At 52.4% G+C, this 16,276-nt stretch carries 18 protein-coding genes and 1 pseudogene; 14 read left to right on the top strand and 5 right to left on the bottom strand.

The window, feature by feature from the left end; genetic code table 11:
- Window positions 1-10: 10 nt before the first annotated feature.
- The 3 genes from aat to infA all read left to right on the top strand — a co-directional run bounded on the left by aat (window position 11) and on the right by infA (window position 1,779).
- Window positions 11-730: a leucyl/phenylalanyl-tRNA--protein transferase gene (gene aat / locus QKW35_RS11125; RefSeq protein WP_282353118.1), complete on the top strand. Its 720-nt coding sequence runs from the start codon at window positions 11-13 to the stop codon at window positions 728-730.
- Window positions 727-1,437, top strand: coding sequence for an arginyltransferase (locus tag QKW35_RS11120; RefSeq protein WP_282353117.1), 711 nt, complete (start codon window positions 727-729; stop codon window positions 1,435-1,437). Before aat ends, QKW35_RS11120 begins: the two co-directional genes overlap by 4 nt.
- A gap of 123 nt (window positions 1,438-1,560) precedes the next feature.
- Window positions 1,561-1,779: a translation initiation factor IF-1 gene (gene infA / locus QKW35_RS11115; RefSeq protein WP_027853708.1), complete on the top strand. Its 219-nt coding sequence runs from the start codon at window positions 1,561-1,563 to the stop codon at window positions 1,777-1,779.
- Between the two features lie 33 nt (window positions 1,780-1,812).
- On the opposite strand, the gene clpA is transcribed toward infA, so the two are convergent.
- Together clpA and clpS are read right to left on the bottom strand one after the other, a co-directional pair.
- Window positions 1,813-4,068, bottom strand: coding sequence for an ATP-dependent Clp protease ATP-binding subunit ClpA (gene clpA, locus QKW35_RS11110; protein ID WP_282353112.1), 2,256 nt, complete (start codon window positions 4,066-4,068; stop codon window positions 1,813-1,815).
- A 9-nt stretch (window positions 4,069-4,077) separates the two neighbouring features.
- Window positions 4,078-4,440, bottom strand: coding sequence for an ATP-dependent Clp protease adapter ClpS (gene clpS / locus QKW35_RS11105; protein WP_282353109.1), 363 nt, complete (start codon window positions 4,438-4,440; stop codon window positions 4,078-4,080).
- A gap of 243 nt (window positions 4,441-4,683) precedes the next feature.
- Here clpS and QKW35_RS11100 point away from each other — a divergent pair, with 243 nt between their 5' ends.
- The gene (locus QKW35_RS11100) at window positions 4,684-4,893 is read left to right on the top strand and encodes a cold-shock protein (RefSeq protein ID WP_282353107.1); all 210 of its coding nucleotides are present in this window, start codon (window positions 4,684-4,686) and stop codon (window positions 4,891-4,893) included.
- Between the two features lie 248 nt (window positions 4,894-5,141).
- On the opposite strand, the gene icd is transcribed toward QKW35_RS11100, so the two are convergent.
- Window positions 5,142-6,395 (bottom strand): NADP-dependent isocitrate dehydrogenase, encoded by a 1,254-nt coding sequence (icd, locus tag QKW35_RS11095; RefSeq protein WP_282353105.1) that lies wholly within the window; start codon window positions 6,393-6,395, stop codon window positions 5,142-5,144.
- 153 nt (window positions 6,396-6,548) lie between these two features.
- On the opposite strand from icd, the gene QKW35_RS11090 reads away from it, so the two are divergent.
- Window positions 6,549-7,178 carry a pseudouridine synthase gene (locus tag QKW35_RS11090; protein ID WP_282353103.1) on the top strand — a complete coding sequence of 210 codons (630 nt, stop codon included), beginning with the start codon at window positions 6,549-6,551 and terminating at the stop codon, window positions 7,176-7,178.
- A 12-nt stretch (window positions 7,179-7,190) separates the two neighbouring features.
- On the opposite strand, the gene moaE is transcribed toward QKW35_RS11090, so the two are convergent.
- Window positions 7,191-7,649: a molybdopterin synthase catalytic subunit MoaE gene (gene moaE, locus QKW35_RS11085; protein ID WP_282353101.1), complete on the bottom strand. Its 459-nt coding sequence runs from the start codon at window positions 7,647-7,649 to the stop codon at window positions 7,191-7,193.
- Between the two features lie 122 nt (window positions 7,650-7,771).
- Between moaE and QKW35_RS11080 the strand changes: the two genes are divergently transcribed.
- The 8 genes from QKW35_RS11080 to QKW35_RS11045 all read left to right on the top strand — a co-directional run bounded on the left by QKW35_RS11080 (window position 7,772) and on the right by QKW35_RS11045 (window position 14,589).
- Window positions 7,772-8,221, top strand: a complete 450-nt coding sequence (locus tag QKW35_RS11080; protein ID WP_282353100.1) for an NUDIX hydrolase — start codon at window positions 7,772-7,774, stop codon at window positions 8,219-8,221.
- A gap of 18 nt (window positions 8,222-8,239) precedes the next feature.
- Window positions 8,240-9,361: a tRNA 2-thiouridine(34) synthase MnmA gene (gene mnmA, locus QKW35_RS11075; RefSeq protein ID WP_282353099.1), complete on the top strand. Its 1,122-nt coding sequence runs from the start codon at window positions 8,240-8,242 to the stop codon at window positions 9,359-9,361.
- On the top strand, window positions 9,361-10,032 hold the full coding sequence (gene hflD / locus QKW35_RS11070; RefSeq protein WP_282353097.1) for a high frequency lysogenization protein HflD: 672 nt from the start codon (window positions 9,361-9,363) through the stop codon (window positions 10,030-10,032). Before mnmA ends, hflD begins: the two co-directional genes overlap by 1 nt.
- Window positions 10,033-10,110: 78 nt before the next feature.
- On the top strand, window positions 10,111-11,475 hold the full coding sequence (gene purB, locus QKW35_RS11065) for an adenylosuccinate lyase (RefSeq protein ID WP_282353096.1): 1,365 nt from the start codon (window positions 10,111-10,113) through the stop codon (window positions 11,473-11,475).
- A gap of 87 nt (window positions 11,476-11,562) precedes the next feature.
- Complete coding sequence (locus QKW35_RS11060) at window positions 11,563-12,405, top strand: alpha/beta fold hydrolase (protein WP_282353095.1); 843 nt, start codon at window positions 11,563-11,565, stop codon at window positions 12,403-12,405.
- A gap of 7 nt (window positions 12,406-12,412) precedes the next feature.
- Entirely contained in the window at window positions 12,413-13,135 is a 723-nt protein-coding gene (trmJ, locus tag QKW35_RS11055; RefSeq protein WP_282353094.1) for a tRNA (cytosine(32)/uridine(32)-2'-O)-methyltransferase TrmJ, read from the top strand.
- Window positions 13,136-13,162: 27 nt separating this feature from the next.
- Entirely contained in the window at window positions 13,163-13,432 is a 270-nt protein-coding gene (locus QKW35_RS11050; protein WP_282353093.1) for a hypothetical protein, read from the top strand.
- Window positions 13,432-14,589 (top strand): ribosomal protein uL16 3-hydroxylase, encoded by a 1,158-nt coding sequence (locus QKW35_RS11045; RefSeq protein ID WP_282353092.1) that lies wholly within the window; start codon window positions 13,432-13,434, stop codon window positions 14,587-14,589. The genes QKW35_RS11050 and QKW35_RS11045 overlap by 1 nt, the downstream gene beginning before the upstream one ends.
- 25 nt (window positions 14,590-14,614) lie before the next feature.
- On the opposite strand, the gene QKW35_RS11040 is transcribed toward QKW35_RS11045, so the two are convergent.
- Window positions 14,615-15,586, bottom strand: coding sequence for a LysR family transcriptional regulator (locus QKW35_RS11040; RefSeq protein ID WP_282353090.1), 972 nt, complete (start codon window positions 15,584-15,586; stop codon window positions 14,615-14,617).
- A gap of 199 nt (window positions 15,587-15,785) precedes the next feature.
- Between QKW35_RS11040 and QKW35_RS11035 the strand changes: the two are divergent.
- Window positions 15,786-16,276, top strand: a pseudogene (locus QKW35_RS11035) (isocitrate lyase); the annotation flags it as partial.

The following is a 16,276-nucleotide window of genomic DNA, read 5'->3' as shown; positions in this document are numbered from 1 at the left end:
CTGGCGAAATATGATCGCTTGGTTAGACATCGGAACACATAGCTTCCCTGCTATTCATACCGCACTCAAGGAGCCTAACGGTCTGCTTGCAGCCGGAGGCGACCTGAGTCCTGCACGGCTGAAAGAAGCGTACCGACAGGGCATATTCCCATGGTACAACCAGGGTGAACCCATTCTTTGGTGGAGCCCGGACCCCCGCTGCGTTGTATTCCCTGGACAACTTCATGTTTCACGCAGCTTGCGTAAACGCATGCGCAAAAGAGACTATGAAGTCAGCTTTGATACAGATTTCGAAGCGGTCGTAGACGCCTGCGCCGAACCACGCACCAACGGGGACGGCACCTGGATCACCCGAGCCATGAAAGGCGCTTACTGCGAACTGTTCCGCCAGGGTGTCGCCCACTCTGTTGAGCTACGCATCGATGGCAAGCTGGTCGGTGGCCTCTACGGCCTCGCCATGGGCAAAATGTTTTTTGGCGAATCGATGTTCAGCCGTGAAACCGACGCGTCAAAAATTGCGTTTACGCTCATGGTCGAACAACTGCAAATCTGGGGCTATGCTTTAATCGACTGCCAGGTGAGCAACAACCACCTGAAAAGTCTTGGCGCAAAAGAGATTCCCAGGGCGGAGTTTAAGCGTTACCTGAACAAATATCTGGATCTGCCACCCGGACACGAATGGGTGTTTAATCCGGAAGAACTTAGCTTCGGGGAGGCTCCTATTAGATGACAAACCTGAAGACCTTGCACTTTTACGCAACACCAGAGCACGATTGCAGCTATCTGAAGGACCGACAGGCCAAGACCCTGTTTGTTGACCCCCATGCGGTCATCACCAAGGATACATACAGCCAGCTATCCGACTTGGGTTTCAGGCGTAGCGGTGGCCATATCTACCGGCCACATTGTAAGGACTGCCAGGCATGCATCTCTGTCCGCATCCCAGCAGACGTATTTACGCCGAGCAAAAGCCAGAAACGCGTTATGGCAAAAAACCGTGACCTGACTTTCCGCGCCGTAACACCACAGTTCACCCAGGAATACTACGATCTGTATGCCCGGTATATCACACTGCGTCACAAAGACGGTGATATGTACCCCCCGAGCATTGATCAGTTCACCTCGTTCCTGGTGGATGGCGCTCAGGACACAATCTTTTTCGAGTTTCGCAATCCTGACAACAAACTTATGGCCATCGCAGTCTGCGACGAACTGGATCAAGGCCTCTCACCTATCTACACTTTTTACGAACCCGATGAAGAAAAACGGAGCCTGGGTACCTATTGCATACTTTGGCAGATCACTGAAACCAAGCGCCGCCACCTGCAATATGTCTATCTGGGTTACTGGGTACGTGAGTGCCGGAAAATGAACTACAAGATCATGTTCCGACCAATTGAACTGTTATTGGATGGCCACTGGGTTTCCATCACATAACTGCAACAAAATTCCCCTTCCCGTTTTCTATAATCTCTTTGATATGCCTGAAGATTTCAGGCACAATACGGCGCTTTAAAAAAACGGGTTTGGCTCTGCAAAGCCTCAAGAGGTAGCTACTGAATGGCTAAAGAAGATAGCATTGAAATGGAAGGCACCGTGGTCGATACGCTTCCTAACACGATGTTTCGTGTGGAGCTGGAAAACGGTCACGTTGTTACAGCGCACATCTCCGGCAAGATGCGTAAAAACTACATCCGCATCCTGACTGGCGACAAGGTTAAGGTTGAATTGACCCCTTACGACCTGAGCAAAGGACGTATCGTTTACCGCGCACGTTAATCCTTCGCCCGACCGAGTTAATGGGGGCAGCCATCAGGCTGCCTCCATAACCTCCAGACTCAACTCTCCGTCTGGCCCGACGGTAATCGCAACATCACCGCCCTCCTCAGCAAGTTCGCCAAACAGAATCATCTCTGCCAGCGGCTTCTTCAGTTTTTCCTGGATCAGACGCTTCATTGGTCGCGCCCCCATCTGCTGATCGTAGCCATTTTCAGCAAACCAGCTTCGTGCCGCATCATCCATATGCAGTACAACCCGTTTATCATCCAGCTGAACCTGCAGCTCGGTGAGGAACTTATCAACCACACCCTTGATGATATCTGCATCCAGCGCTTTAAACTGAATAATACCATCCAGACGGTTGCGGAATTCCGGTGTAAACAGCTTGCGAATTGCTTCCATGCCGTCGGTGGTATGATCCTGCTTGGAGAACCCGATGGAGTTGCGTGCCATCTGTTCCGCCCCCGCATTCGTAGTCATCACCAGAATCACGTTGCGGAAATCAGCCTTACGCCCGTTGTTATCGGTCAGGGTACCGTTATCCATCACCTGCAGCAGCAGGTTGAAGACTTCGGGATGCGCCTTCTCAATTTCATCGAGCAACAACACACAATGTGGCGACTTGGTAATTGCTTCAGTCAGCAGGCCGCCCTGATCGTAGCCAACATAGCCAGGAGGCGCACCAATCAGGCGTGATACGGTGTGACGCTCCATATACTCGGACATGTCGAACCGCACCAGCTCGATACCCATCAGGCGCGCCAACTGGGTAGTTACTTCGGTCTTACCCACGCCAGTTGGGCCAGAGAAGAGGAAGCTACCAACCGGCTTGTTAGGCTCTTTCAGACCCGCACGGGACAACTTGATTGCCGCAGCCAGCGTATCAATTGCCTCATCCTGCCCCAGCACAACCATTTTCAGGTTCTTATCCAGCTTCGCCAGCAGATCCTTATCAGATGCAGAGACACTCTTCGGCGGAATACGCGCAATCTTAGCGACAACCGTTTCCACATCCTCAACACCGATAACTTTCTTGCGTAGCTCTTGCGGCAACAGGCGCTGGTAGGCACCCGCCTCGTCGATCACGTCAATCGCTTTATCCGGCATATGCTTGTCGTTGATGTAACGGTCTGCGAGTTCGGACGCAGCACGCAGTGCCTCATCCTCATACTCGATCTCGTGATGCTCTTCGAAGCGACCTTTCAGACCTTTCAGGATCTGGTAGGTATCTTCTACGGTCGGCTCCAGAATATCGACTTTCTGGAAACGACGCGCCAGCGCACGGTCTTTTTCGAAGATGCCACGGAATTCCTGGAAGGTAGTAGATCCGATACAACGGATCGCACCGGAACTCAGCAATGGCTTCAACAGGTTCGAAGCATCCATAGAACCACCGGAAGCCGCACCGGCACCAATGATGGTATGAATTTCATCGATAAACAGAATCGCATGATCCTGACGACGAATCTCACTCAGCAGCGATTTTAATCGCTTCTCAAAGTCACCACGGTATTTAGTGCCTGCCAGCAACGCACCTAGGTCCAGAGAGTAAACGACAGATTCGGAGATAATTTCCGGTACCTGCTGTTCAACAATCCGCTTAGCCAGACCTTCAGCAATCGCCGTTTTGCCTACCCCTGCCTCACCAACCAACAGCGGGTTGTTTTTGCGGCGACGAGACAAGATCTGGATAACACGCTCAACCTCGGAGTCACGTCCCACTAACGGATCGATACGCCCCTGTGAAGCTTCCACATTAAGGTTAACCGCATACTTCGCCAGCGGGCTCTTCTCGGCATCTTCCTTCGCCTCACCCTCTACACTGGCTTCACTGGCATCGTGTTGATGATCGGACACACGAGATATGCCGTGTGAGATGTAGTTCACAGCATCGATGCGCTCCACACCTTGCTGCTGAAGTACGAATACTGCCTGACTCTCCTGCTCACTAAAAATTGCTACCAGGACGTTTGCGCCGGTCACCTCGCTCTTGCCGGATGACTGCACGTGAAACACCGCTCGCTGCAATACACGCTGGAAGCCGAGTGTAGGCTGCGTTTCGATGTTTGGAATATCGTCAGGTAACAGGGGTGTTGTTTCGTCAATAAAATCAGCCAAGGTCTGGCGAAGCTTCTCCACATCAGCTCCACACGCATTTAACACATCAGTGGCGGCACGATTATCCAGCAACGCCAACAGCAAATGCTCGACCGTCATAAATTCATGCCGTTTTTCCTTTGCGGCTTTGAAGGCTGCACTGAGCGTATCTTCAAGCTCTCGGTTCAGCATAGCGGCCCCCTATACACTTTCAATTTCACACAGCAAGGGATGTTTGTTATCTCTTGCATATTGATTCACCATCGCAGCTTTAGTTTCGGCTACATCACGAGTATAGACGCCACAGACACCTTTTCCTTGTGTATGTACAGCCAACATCACCTGGGTGGCTTTTTCTTCGTTCATGTTAAAGAACGCCATCAACACCTCCACAACAAAATCCATCGGTGTGTAATCGTCATTCATCAGTACAACACGGTACATCGAAGGCCGCTTTAATTCGGGCTTAGTCTCCTCTGTGACTACCCCATGATCCGGGTAGCCTTCGCCCTCTGAAGGCTCATTCGACAGGCGAATAGTATTCAGTAAGTTTGTGTTTTCCATGAAAATCTGTCTTTTAGGGTAAATCAATAAACAATTGAACATTAATTGCACGCCTATCCACATGACCGAATTCTGCATGCTATAATTGTTCGCAGCAGGAGTGATGAGTATCTGGTGTCCCTGCGAAGACGTAAAGGAATTTGCAGTCCTCTTAAACTATATTTTAACAGCACCGAGGGCAGCAGTTGAGGTTTGCTTACGCATTCTTCTTCATCACTGGATCTGGATATTAGGAGTCTTTCTATGCAGACAGGGAAAGTAAAGTGGTTCAACAATGCTAAGGGTTATGGCTTCATCCTCTCTGAAGAGCATAACGAGGATCTCTTTGCGCATTACTCGGCCATCCAAACCGAGGGCTACAAAAGCCTGAAGGCCGGGCAAACCGTGGAATTTGATACAGAGCCTGGCCCTAAAGGCCTGCACGCTGTAAACATTCGACCGCTCACCACCTGATTTCTCAGGTAGTATCGATTCAAATAACAACAAATGCTGTGAGGCAAAGAATAGATCGTGGTTTGGAAGCGACTTGGCAACACCCAATACACCTGGTCAAAACCAACGGCATACGAACATAGAAAGCGTTAAATTCTGGATTCATAGTCATCAAGCACTTCGTCGAACCTCAATTCGACCACAAAAAACCAGCCATCCGGCTGGTTTTTTAGTTTCGGGTCAGTCACTCGCAGACCAACGACCAACTCCTACATATTATCGATGATCGCATCACCAAACGCGGAACAGGACAGCAAGGTCGCCCCATCCATCAACCGCTCGAAGTCATAGGTCACTGTTTTCGCCGAGATCGCACCGTCCATACCCTTGATAATCAGATCCGCCGCTTCGATCCAACCGATATGCCGCAACATCATCTCGGCTGACAGAATCACCGAGCCCGGATTCACCTTATCCTGACCGGCGTATTTAGGCGCCGTGCCGTGTGTCGCCTCAAAGATCGCCACATCATCCGACAGGTTTGCACCTGGCGCGATACCAATACCGCCCACCTCAGCGGCCAACGCATCGGAGAGGTAATCCCCATTGAGGTTCAAAGTAGCCACCACGTCGTACTCAGCAGGACGCAGCAAGATCTGCTGCAGCATCGCATCCGCAATTACATCTTTAACGACTATATCGCGACCCGTTCTCGGATTCTGAAAACTCATCCAGGGACCACCATCCAGCAGCTCGGCACCAAACTCATCGCGCGCCAACTCATAGCCCCACTCTTTAAACGCCCCCTCGGTAAACTTCATAATGTTACCCTTATGCACCAGAGTAAGGGATTCGCGGTCGTTGTCTACACAGTACTGCAAGGCCTGACGCACGAGGCGTTTAGTACCTTCTTCAGATACCGGCTTCACACCGATACCACACATCCGATCAAAGCGAATCTTGGTGACGCCCATCTCCTCTTTGAGAAACTTGATCACCTTATCTGCTTCCGGTGAACCCGCCTTCCACTCAACACCCGCATAAATGTCTTCAGAGTTTTCTCGGTAGATCACCATGTCCACATCGCCGGGATTTACCACGGGGCTTGGCACACCCTCGAACCAACGGACCGGACGTTGACACACGTACAGGTCCAGCTCCTGGCGCAGTGCTACATTCAAGGAGCGAATCCCCCCACCTACCGGCGTAGTCAGCGGACCTTTGATACCCACCTTAAATTCTTTAAACGCCGCCAGCGTTTCATCGGGCAGCCAGGTATCCTGATCATAGACTTCGGTCGCCTTTTCACCGGCATAGACCTCCATCCATGCAATCTGGCGCTTACCGTTGTATGCCTTAGCGACAGCCGCATTCACCACATCGATCATCACCGGCGATACATCGACTCCGATGCCATCTCCTTCGATGTAAGGAATGATTGGATTGAAAGGTACATTTAGCGAGAAATCTTCGTTCACCGTGATCTTCTGTCCGTCTGGAACCTGAATATTCTGGTAACCCATAGCCTTCTCCGTATCCGGTCGGAACTGTGTTACAGACCCTGCAACACAGCTCAATTACGTTCTTAGAATAATCCTTTGCAGCGTGTAATATATAGCACAGCCAGCAGCACCCCGTTGGCAACAACCACACCCGACTTCTCATAAGACTGATTGATGGCCAACGTTCTTCTTTTCAACAAACCGTTTCGTGTTCTATCCCAATTTACCGATAGCGAAGGTCGCGACACGCTGGCCAGTTATGTAAAAGAGAAAGGGGTCTATGCAGCCGGACGCCTGGATTACGACTCGGAAGGTTTATTACTGCTTACCAATGACGGCAATGTGCAACACCAGTTGGCCCATCCCAAATTCAAGATGGAGAAAACCTACTGGGTACAGGTTGAAGGGGAGATTAGCGATGAAGCTTTAAACATGCTTCGCAAGGGGGTGGAACTGAAGGATGGCATGACTCGCCCGGCTAAGGCCCGTGCCATGCCGGAGCCAGAGATCTGGCCCCGCAATCCACCGATCCGGGAACGTAAAAACCAATCGACCAGCTGGGTAGAGATCAAAATTTCAGAAGGTCGTAATCGCCAAGTACGGCGTATGACCGCCGCAGTTGGCTTCCCGACACTGCGTCTGATTCGCTATGCCATCGGCCAGTGGACACTGGACGGCATCAACCAGGGTGAATTCAAAAAGGCACAGATCAATCTACCTGCCCCCAAGCGCCCCAGCCGATCCGGAGCCAATCGCTCCGGAAAACGAGCACAACAGCAGCGACGCTCAGGGCCGCGCCGCTAATCAGATCAGTAATTACCAGTCGTTGGCAGCATTGATATCGGTGGACTTCTGCTCCACCCACTGCTCGCCTTCTCCGGTAATCTCTTTTTTCCAGAACGGAGCATCGCGCTTCAGGTAATCCATAATGAAGCGCGCAGCAAGAAACGCGTTATCACGGTGTGCACTACCTACGCCCACAAACACGATATTTGCGTTCAGCGGCAGCTCTCCCACACGGTGGACGATGATAATATTCCCGAGATCCCAGCGTTCTCGGGCCTGGTCTGCGATTTTTTCCAACGCCTTCTCGGTCATACCCGGGTAGTGCTCCAGATAAAGCGCCTTCAGGTGATCATCCACCTCTTCCATCTCACGCACGATCCCGGTAAAGGTCACAATGGCGCCACTGGTCGCGTCGTCTGCACGCACCTGCTCAGACAAACGGCCAATCTCAAAATCTTCGGTCTGTACCTTTATAAACGTACCGGACATCCGTATACCTCTGCTGGATCATACAAAAACGATAGCGGCTTTCACTTCTTAAACCGCATACAAGAAAAATAATACCATTAATGTTATCTTTTGCGCCTTTGTAAGATGTAGAAGGAAGCACTATGTGTTGGACGCCACATGCAACCGTTGCCACAGTGGTTGAGCGTGACGGTCGTTTCCTGATGATCGAAGAGGTATCCAGCGGGCGTATTGTACTGAATCAGCCTGCAGGTCATCTGGAAGAGAACGAACTGTTTGCTGATGCGGCCCTGCGCGAGACCATGGAAGAGTCAGGCTGGGTAGTAGAACTGAAATACCTGGTGGGAATGTATGCCTATAAATCCCCCAACAGCAACGTAACGTATCATCGACTATGCTTTGCTGCCGAGGCTGTAAAGCACTATCCCGACAATCCACTGGACGACGGCATCATCCGCGCCTTGTGGCTCACCCGGGAAGAACTGGAAGCAGAAAAAGATCGACTGCGCAGCCCAACCGTACTGCGCTGTATCGACGACTATCTGGCGGGTAAGAACTACCCAATGGATTTTGTATTTGAAAACCTGGATTAAAGACAGAACGATCCCTCAATGACAAACACCGCAAACACCAAAGTAATCGTCGGCATGTCCGGCGGCGTTGATTCCTCCGTATCCGCACTGCTGCTGATGCAACAGGGTTATCAGGTCGAAGGCCTGTTTATGAAGAACTGGGATGAAGACGACGGTACCGAATACTGCACGGCCAAAGACGACCTGGCCGATGCGCAAGCGGTGTGTGACAAGTTGGGTATCCATCTGCACAAGGCCAACTTTGCCGCAGAGTACTGGGACAACGTATTCGAACACTTCCTCGAGGAGTACAAAGCAGGCCGCACCCCTAACCCAGACATCCTGTGCAACCGTGAGATCAAGTTTAAAGCGTTCCTGGAATACGCTAAGGAATTGGGCGCAGACTTGATCGCCACCGGTCACTACACCCGCCGTGGCGAAGTGAATGGCAAGGCGGCACTGCTAAAAGGCCTGGACCCGAACAAGGACCAAAGCTACTTCCTGCATCAGGTCGGCACCGATGAACTGGCTCAGACACTATTCCCGGTAGGTGAACTGGAGAAACCGGAAGTACGCCGCCTGGCGGAAGAGCACGACCTGATCACCCACAACAAAAAAGACAGTACCGGCATCTGCTTTATCGGCGAGCGTCGTTTTAAAGATTTCCTGCAGCAGTACCTGCCAGCACAGCCGGGCAAGATCGAGACCCCGGAAGGCGAAGTGATCGGTGATCACTCGGGCCTGATGTACTACACCATCGGACAGCGTCAGGGTCTACACATTGGCGGCCTGAAAAACCACCCGGAAGCCCCTTGGTTTGTGGCCGACAAAGACCTGAAACGCAACGTTCTGATCGCCGTACAGGGCAAACAAAACGACCTGCTGTTCACCGAATGGTTGACCGCATCCGAAATCTTCTGGATCAGCGGCGAGGAACCAACGCTACCGTTTACCGGCAAAGCTAAAATCCGTTACCGTCAGGATGATCAGGCTTGTACCGTAACCCGCAATGAAAAAGGCGAGTATTTCGTGGCCTTCGACGAGCCGCAACGCGCCATTACCCCAGGCCAGTCCGTGGTCTTCTACGATGGTGATATTTGCCTGGGTGGCGGAGTTATAGAAAATACAGGAAAAAATAACAAAACGGAGGAACAGGCCTGATGTCGCGTCAGCACGACGAACAAGCCATCGCCTTGGCCGGTCTATTCCAGGCGGCAGCGCTCGTGGAACAGATCGCTACCCGCGGTATGGTTCCGCAAAACAGTCTGGAAACATCGCTTTACAGTACCTTTGTGATGAACCCACACAATACTGAAGAGATTTACGGCGGCGTACATGACCTGCCCTACAACCTTCAGCTAGGGTTGCGCAATATGCAGGATCTGGTAGAGAAAAAGCGCTCTGAACATAACAAGGATATTGTGCGCTACGCATTGAGCATGATGTACCTGGAACGCAAACTCAGCAGCAATAAAGAGATGATGCAGTCGGTCGGTAGCCGCCTGGAACAGATTCGCGAACAGGCGCGCTACTTTTCGCCAGAGAACGAAGACCCGATGGAAAACCCCTCCACCTTCTGCCATCCCAGTGTGATCGCTAATCTGGCCAGCTTGTATCAGGAAACAATCAGCACCTTTAGCTTCCGCATTCAGGTGGGCGGTGACCCGCGCCACCTGCAAAATGCAGAGAACGCCGCCAAGATCCGCAGCCTGTTGCTGGCAGGTATTCGTGCAGCCATGCTCTGGCGTCAGGTAGGCGGCAAGCGCTGGCATCTGTTCTTCTTCAAATCGCGTATGCGCCCTTCCCTGAAAAAAATCCAGGCAAACCTGTAACATCGCTAACAGCAAGGGCGGTTTTTTCGCTATAATGCCGCCCTTGATTTTCACCAGTGAACGAAGAGATCGATTAACATGGAGCTTTCCGCCCTCACAGCCGTATCCCCGGTTGACGGTCGCTACGGCAGCAAAACAGCTGACCTGCGCGCAGTATTCAGTGAATTTGGCCTGATCAAAGCACGCGTAACTGTTGAAGTACGCTGGCTGCAGAAATTGGCTGCTCACCCGCAGATCACCGAAGTTCCTGCCCTGAGCGACGAAGCGAACGCCCTGCTGAACAACCTGGTCGACAACTTCGGCCTGACTGAAGCAGAACGTGTCAAAGAGATCGAACGCACCACCAACCACGACGTAAAAGCGGTTGAGTACCTGATCAAAGAGCGCATTGCAGACAACGCTGAACTGGCTGCAGTGAGCGAATTCGTTCACTTCGCGTGCACTTCTGAAGACATCAACAACCTGTCTCACGCACTGATGCTGAAAGAAGGCCTGGACGTAGCTCTGCCTCTGATGCAGCAGGTTACCGACGAGATCGCTGCACTGGGTCGCGAGCACGCATCCGAGCCGATGCTGTCCCGCACCCACGGTCAGACCGCGTCTCCTACTACCGTTGGTAAAGAGATGGCGAACGTTGCATACCGTATGCAGCGTCAGATCAAACAGCTGAAAAACAACGAAATCCTGGGCAAGATCAACGGTGCGGTTGGTAACTACAACGCTCACCTGTCTGCATATCCGGACGTTGACTGGGCTGCTAATGCACAGGAATTTGTTGAGAGCCTGGGCCTGACCTTCAACCCATACACTACTCAGATCGAGCCACACGATTACATCGCAGAGCTGTTCGATGCGGTTTGCCGCTTCAACACCATCCTGATCGACTTCGACCGTGACATCTGGGGTTACATCTCTCAGGCATACTTCAAACAGAAAACCATCGCGGGTGAAGTGGGCTCCTCCACTATGCCGCACAAGGTTAACCCAATCGACTTCGAAAACTCCGAAGGCAACCTGGGCATCGCTAACGCGGTTATGCAGCACCTGGCAGCTAAACTGCCAATCTCCCGCTGGCAGCGTGACCTGACCGACTCCACCGTTCTGCGTAACATGGGTGTTGGCTTCGGTTACAGCCTGATCGCATACCAGTCCACTTTGAAGGGTATCAGCAAACTGGAGATCAACCCGGCTGTTCTGGACGCGGATCTGGAAAACGCTTGGGAAGTACTGGCTGAACCAATCCAGACTGTGATGCGTCGCTACGGCATCGAAGAGCCGTACGAGAAGCTGAAGGCACTGACCCGTGGTCAGGACATGAACAAAGCCACTATCCAGGCGTTCATCGACACACTGGAAATGCCTCAGGAAGCGAAAGACGAACTGAAAGCCCTGACACCTCAGAGCTACATCGGCAACGCAATCGATCAGGCGAAAGCGATCTAAGCGCTTTTTACGCCAAATAAAAACGGGGCCTAGTGCCCCGTTTTTTCTGACTGACTCTCAGAGCAAGAAACTGCGAAGGACTCAATAATGGAAAAACTGATCGCGGCGGACGGACTTCCGATACGCTATATCAGCCTTGGGCACGGTCGCCCACTTATCTTTCTGCACGGCTGGACCGCAAACGCCCGCGAATGGCTGCCTTTTGCGTCCGAACTGGCGGATGAGTTCCAGATATTCTGCTGGGATGCTCGCGGTCATGGTGACCACGAGTATCCGGAAGACTGCGATACCCATATTCAGACCATGGCGCAGGATCTGCAGTTGCTTATCGAGAAATATGATCTGAGCGACGCTTTACTCATTGGCCACTCCATGGGCGCGCTGACAACCTGGGAATATATTCGCCAGTTCGGCACCGAGCGCCTGAGCGGCGTCTGTATCGTTGACCAGTCGCCTAAGCTGGTGACCGACGAAAGCTGGCAGCACGGGATCTACAGCAACTTTCCAAGCAACAAGAACCAGGAACTGATACAACGTCTGTCAGAAAACTTCGCCGAAGGCGTTCTGGAGCTGGCCGCGTTTGGCAACAACAAACGCTCACGCGAAAACTACGAACGCAACTCCCGTGGTTTCCAGAAGATGCGTGAATACCTGAAACAATTGCCCGGCCCGATGCTAACCAACTGCTGGCAGTCCCTGAGCGCACAGGATTATCGCGATGTACTGCCAAACATTGACGTCCCTGCCCTGCTTATATACGGCGACGAAAGCCAGTTCTACTCGCTAAAACTGGCTGACTGGGTAGCGACCCAGATCAAGGACTCCGAACTGCACATCTACGAAAATTCCGATCACTCGCCACAACTATGGCACCGGGAGCGATTTGTTTATGATGTGCGCCAGTTTGTAACCCACTTGAGTGAAACCTGATCCATCTATGCTCAATAACATCCGAATTGTTCTGATCAACACCTTCCATCCCGGTAATATCGGGGCTGTTGCCCGCGCCATGAAAAACATGGGCCTGACTGACCTATGGCTGGTAGAACCCAATGATTACCCAAGCGAAGAAGCAGTCTCCCGCGCAGCGGGTGCTCAAGACGTGCTTGAAGCCGCAACCATCGTTGGCTCCTTGGAAGAAGCGATTAGCGATTGCCAATTGGTTATCGGCACTAGCGCACGCAACCGCACTTTTAACCTGCCGGTTCTGGACGCACGGCATTGTGCGAAAAAAGCCGTTGCCGAGGCCCAACAAGGCAGTGTAGCCATCGTGTTTGGCCGCGAGACGATGGGGCTGCATAATCACGAACTGCAACAGTGCAACTTTCACGTGTTTATTCCATCCAACCCAGACTATCCTGTGCTGAACATTTCTCAAGCCGCACAGGTGATGTGCTACGAATTATGGATGGAATCGGAACGCGATGACACGCAGTATCCGCAGCAGGAATATCCCCTCCACAAAGAGATGGGGTTATTCTACGATCACCTCGAACGGGTGCTGAGACGTACCAATTTCATCATCCCGCAGCATCAGGGCAAAGTACTGGACAAGCTACACCGGTATTTCAACCGTTCCCGCCCGGAGAAAACGGAATTGAATATGCTGCGCGGAATTCTCGCGTCCATCGAGGAAACACTCGATAACAAGAAGTCTTAACCGACTCATACAGTATTGGAAATCGCTATGCATCAAGATCTCGCGTCCCTGCTTAAACAAACCGACGAACTGCGCGCCCATATGGACCAGCTGCGCGGAGGCCTCCAGGCAGCACACGACCAGTCTCGTCGTCTTGAATATGATGCCGCCAGCATCTCTGAGTGTATGGCTAGCATCCAGAAATGTGTTCGCCTGGTTGGCAACAATCGCATGGCCGCCCTCTCCGCACGCGACATGCGCAAAGTGATGGGCGAACTGGAAGACTCCGTAGAACGTCTCGCAGGAATTATTAGCTAATGACACAGCAACCCTCCCCTTTTGGCGACATTTCGGTCGAAACCTTCCTGAAGGAGTACTGGCAGAAGAAGCCACTGCTTATTCGCAATGCCTTTCCTGATCTGGAACCCCCTGTAGGCCCTGATGAGCTGGCAGGGTTGGCCTGCGAGCAAGATGTCGAGTCCCGTCTGGTGATTCAGAACCAGGATAACTGGGAGCTAAAACACGGTCCATTCGGCGAAGAGACTTTTGCCGAATTGCCAGAAAACAACTGGACCCTGTTGGTGCAGGCGGTGGACCACTGGGTACCGGAAGCCAATGAGATCTTAGAGCAGTTCCGTTTTATTCCGAACTGGCGTTACGACGATCTGATGGTGAGCTTTGCCAGCCAGGGGGGAGGCGTTGGTCCCCACTATGATAACTACGATGTATTTCTGATTCAGACACAAGGCAAGCGTCGCTGGGAAGTGGGTGGATTCTTTGATCAGAACTCTCCACGCCGTCCAGACCTGCCGGTGATGATCATCCCAGACTGGGAACCGGAAAACACATGGATACTGGAACCGGGCGATATGCTCTATATCCCACCACAAGTCGGTCACAACGGCGTCAGCGAAAGCGACGACTGCATGACTTACTCTGTGGGTTTCCGTGCACCGTCACACGCGGAGATCCTGCGCAGCTTTACTGACTTTGTGGGCGAGAAGTTGACTTCAGAGTCTCGCTACACCGATCCGGGCATGGATCTGCAGGACAATCCGGGGCAGATTGGACCGGAAGCACTGCAGCAGGTACGCGATATTTTTAACCGCTACCTGAACGACGAGTCTCAGCTGGCAACGTGGCTGGGCCAGTACGTGACCGATCCAAAATACCCGGATCTGGATCAGGAGCCTGAAGATGAGATATCGCTGGAGCAAATCCAAGGGGCACTGGAAGACGGCGATCTACTGCTGACCCGTAACGAAGGCAGTCGCTTATCCTACTACCAGCTTGCCGACGACAAGGTGATTCTGTTTGCCGATGGTACAAGCTTCGAGTGTGAAGGCGCCACCTGCACACTGGCTACCAGCCTGTGCCAAAACGTGAATATCGTGATCAATCAGGGCGATTGGTCAGATCAGGCACTGCAGATTTTGGTGAGCCTGTTCAATCAGGGTTCCGTTTACTGCGAGTAAACCAGCCTCGCTCGCGCTGCCGGTGTTAGCTCTTCGCACCACCGGCAGCAGCTTCCTCTTCGACTGCCTTCGCCACATCAGCAATCGTCCTCCTAAGCCACTTGTGAGCACTGTTACGCTGCAACAACGGACTCCAGGCCATCTTCAGCTCAAACGGCGGTATATCGAACGGAGGTGCTTTCAACACAACACCCGCATTACCCTCCTGCGCCTGCAGCGCAGCCTTGCTCGGGATCGTCACGATCAATGATTTTGACTCGGCCAACTGACACGCCGATTGATAGTGGCGGGTAAACACCGAGATATGCCGCTGACGCCCGATTCGGGCCAACGCCTCATCCACCCAGCCGAGACGTTTGGTATCTTTAGGCGTAAGCCCCAACCCCGCGCCCATGCCTGTTTTACTCACCCACACATGATTGCCCTGCAGATAACTATCCAGGGTAAAGTCATCAACGATTGGATTGGCGGCACTCAGCAGACAGGAGAAGCTATCACGCCACAGGGTGACCTGATGAAACGACTGCGGCATGGAATCAAAGCGGTTGATGACCAGATCCACCTGGCCGCGCTCTACCTCCAGAAAGCTCATGTCACTGGGTGTGAGAATATCCAGCACCACGTCCGGAGCTTCCATGTGAAGGCGATCCAACAGTCTTGGCAGCAGAGTCGCCTCCCCGTAGTCACTCGTCATGATACGGAATACACGGTCGCTGGAGGCGGCATCAAATTCCGTACTCGGCTCCACCGCTTGCTCGATTACCGCCAGGACCTCACGGATCATCGGCTGCAACGCTTGTGCACGCTCCGTAGGCACCATTCCCTCACTGGTACGCACCAGCAGCGGATCATCAAAAGTTTCGCGCAATCGGCGCAAGCCATTACTCATTGCGGGCTGGGTAATACCCAGAATGCTGGCTGATTTGGTTACGTTGCGCTCGCGTAGCAACACATCCAGATACACCAACAGATTAAGATCGACCCGCTCAAGATTCATACATCACGCCCTTTTTAACGACCCATTCATCCAGTCGTAACCAACTGGAAACACTACACCAATGTACCACATTCATAAGAATGATACCCAAGATAACGCGCATTTATTTCATTTATGCCGCCTCGCACACTAGTATGGATCGTGTTCTCGAATTGAGCAGCCACAACACAGGCCGCCACATAATAATTAAGGAATTGCCATGTCTACACTGAACAAAGATATCGAAAGTATCGCTGCGCTGAAGGCCGAAGCAGGTAGCCCTTGGGATGCGATCAATCCAGAATCTGCTGCACGCATGCGTGCTCAGAACAAATTCAAAACTGGCCTGGACATCGCTCGATACACTGCGGGCATCATGCGCCGTGACATGGCTGAATTCGACAAAGACAAAACCAAGTACACCCAGTCGCTGGGCTGCTGGCACGGTTTTGTTGGTCAGCAGAAGCTGATCTCCATCAAGAAGCACTTCGGTTCTACTGAACGTCGCTACCTGTACCTGTCCGGTTGGATGGTTGCGGCACTGCGCTCCGACTTCGGTCCTCTGCCAGACCAGTCCATGCACGAGAAAACTGCCGTAGCATCTCTGGTTGAAGAACTGTACACCTTCCTGCGTCAGGCGGATGCACGTGAACTGGGCGGTCTGTTCCGCGAACTGGATAAAGCACGCGAAGCAGGCGATGCAGCGAAAGA

The organism is Pontibacterium granulatum (assembly GCF_029961155.1).
Taxonomy (GTDB): Bacteria; Pseudomonadota; Gammaproteobacteria; order Pseudomonadales; family Balneatricaceae; genus Pontibacterium; species Pontibacterium granulatum.
This window is presented reverse-complemented; position numbering and strand designations above follow the sequence as displayed.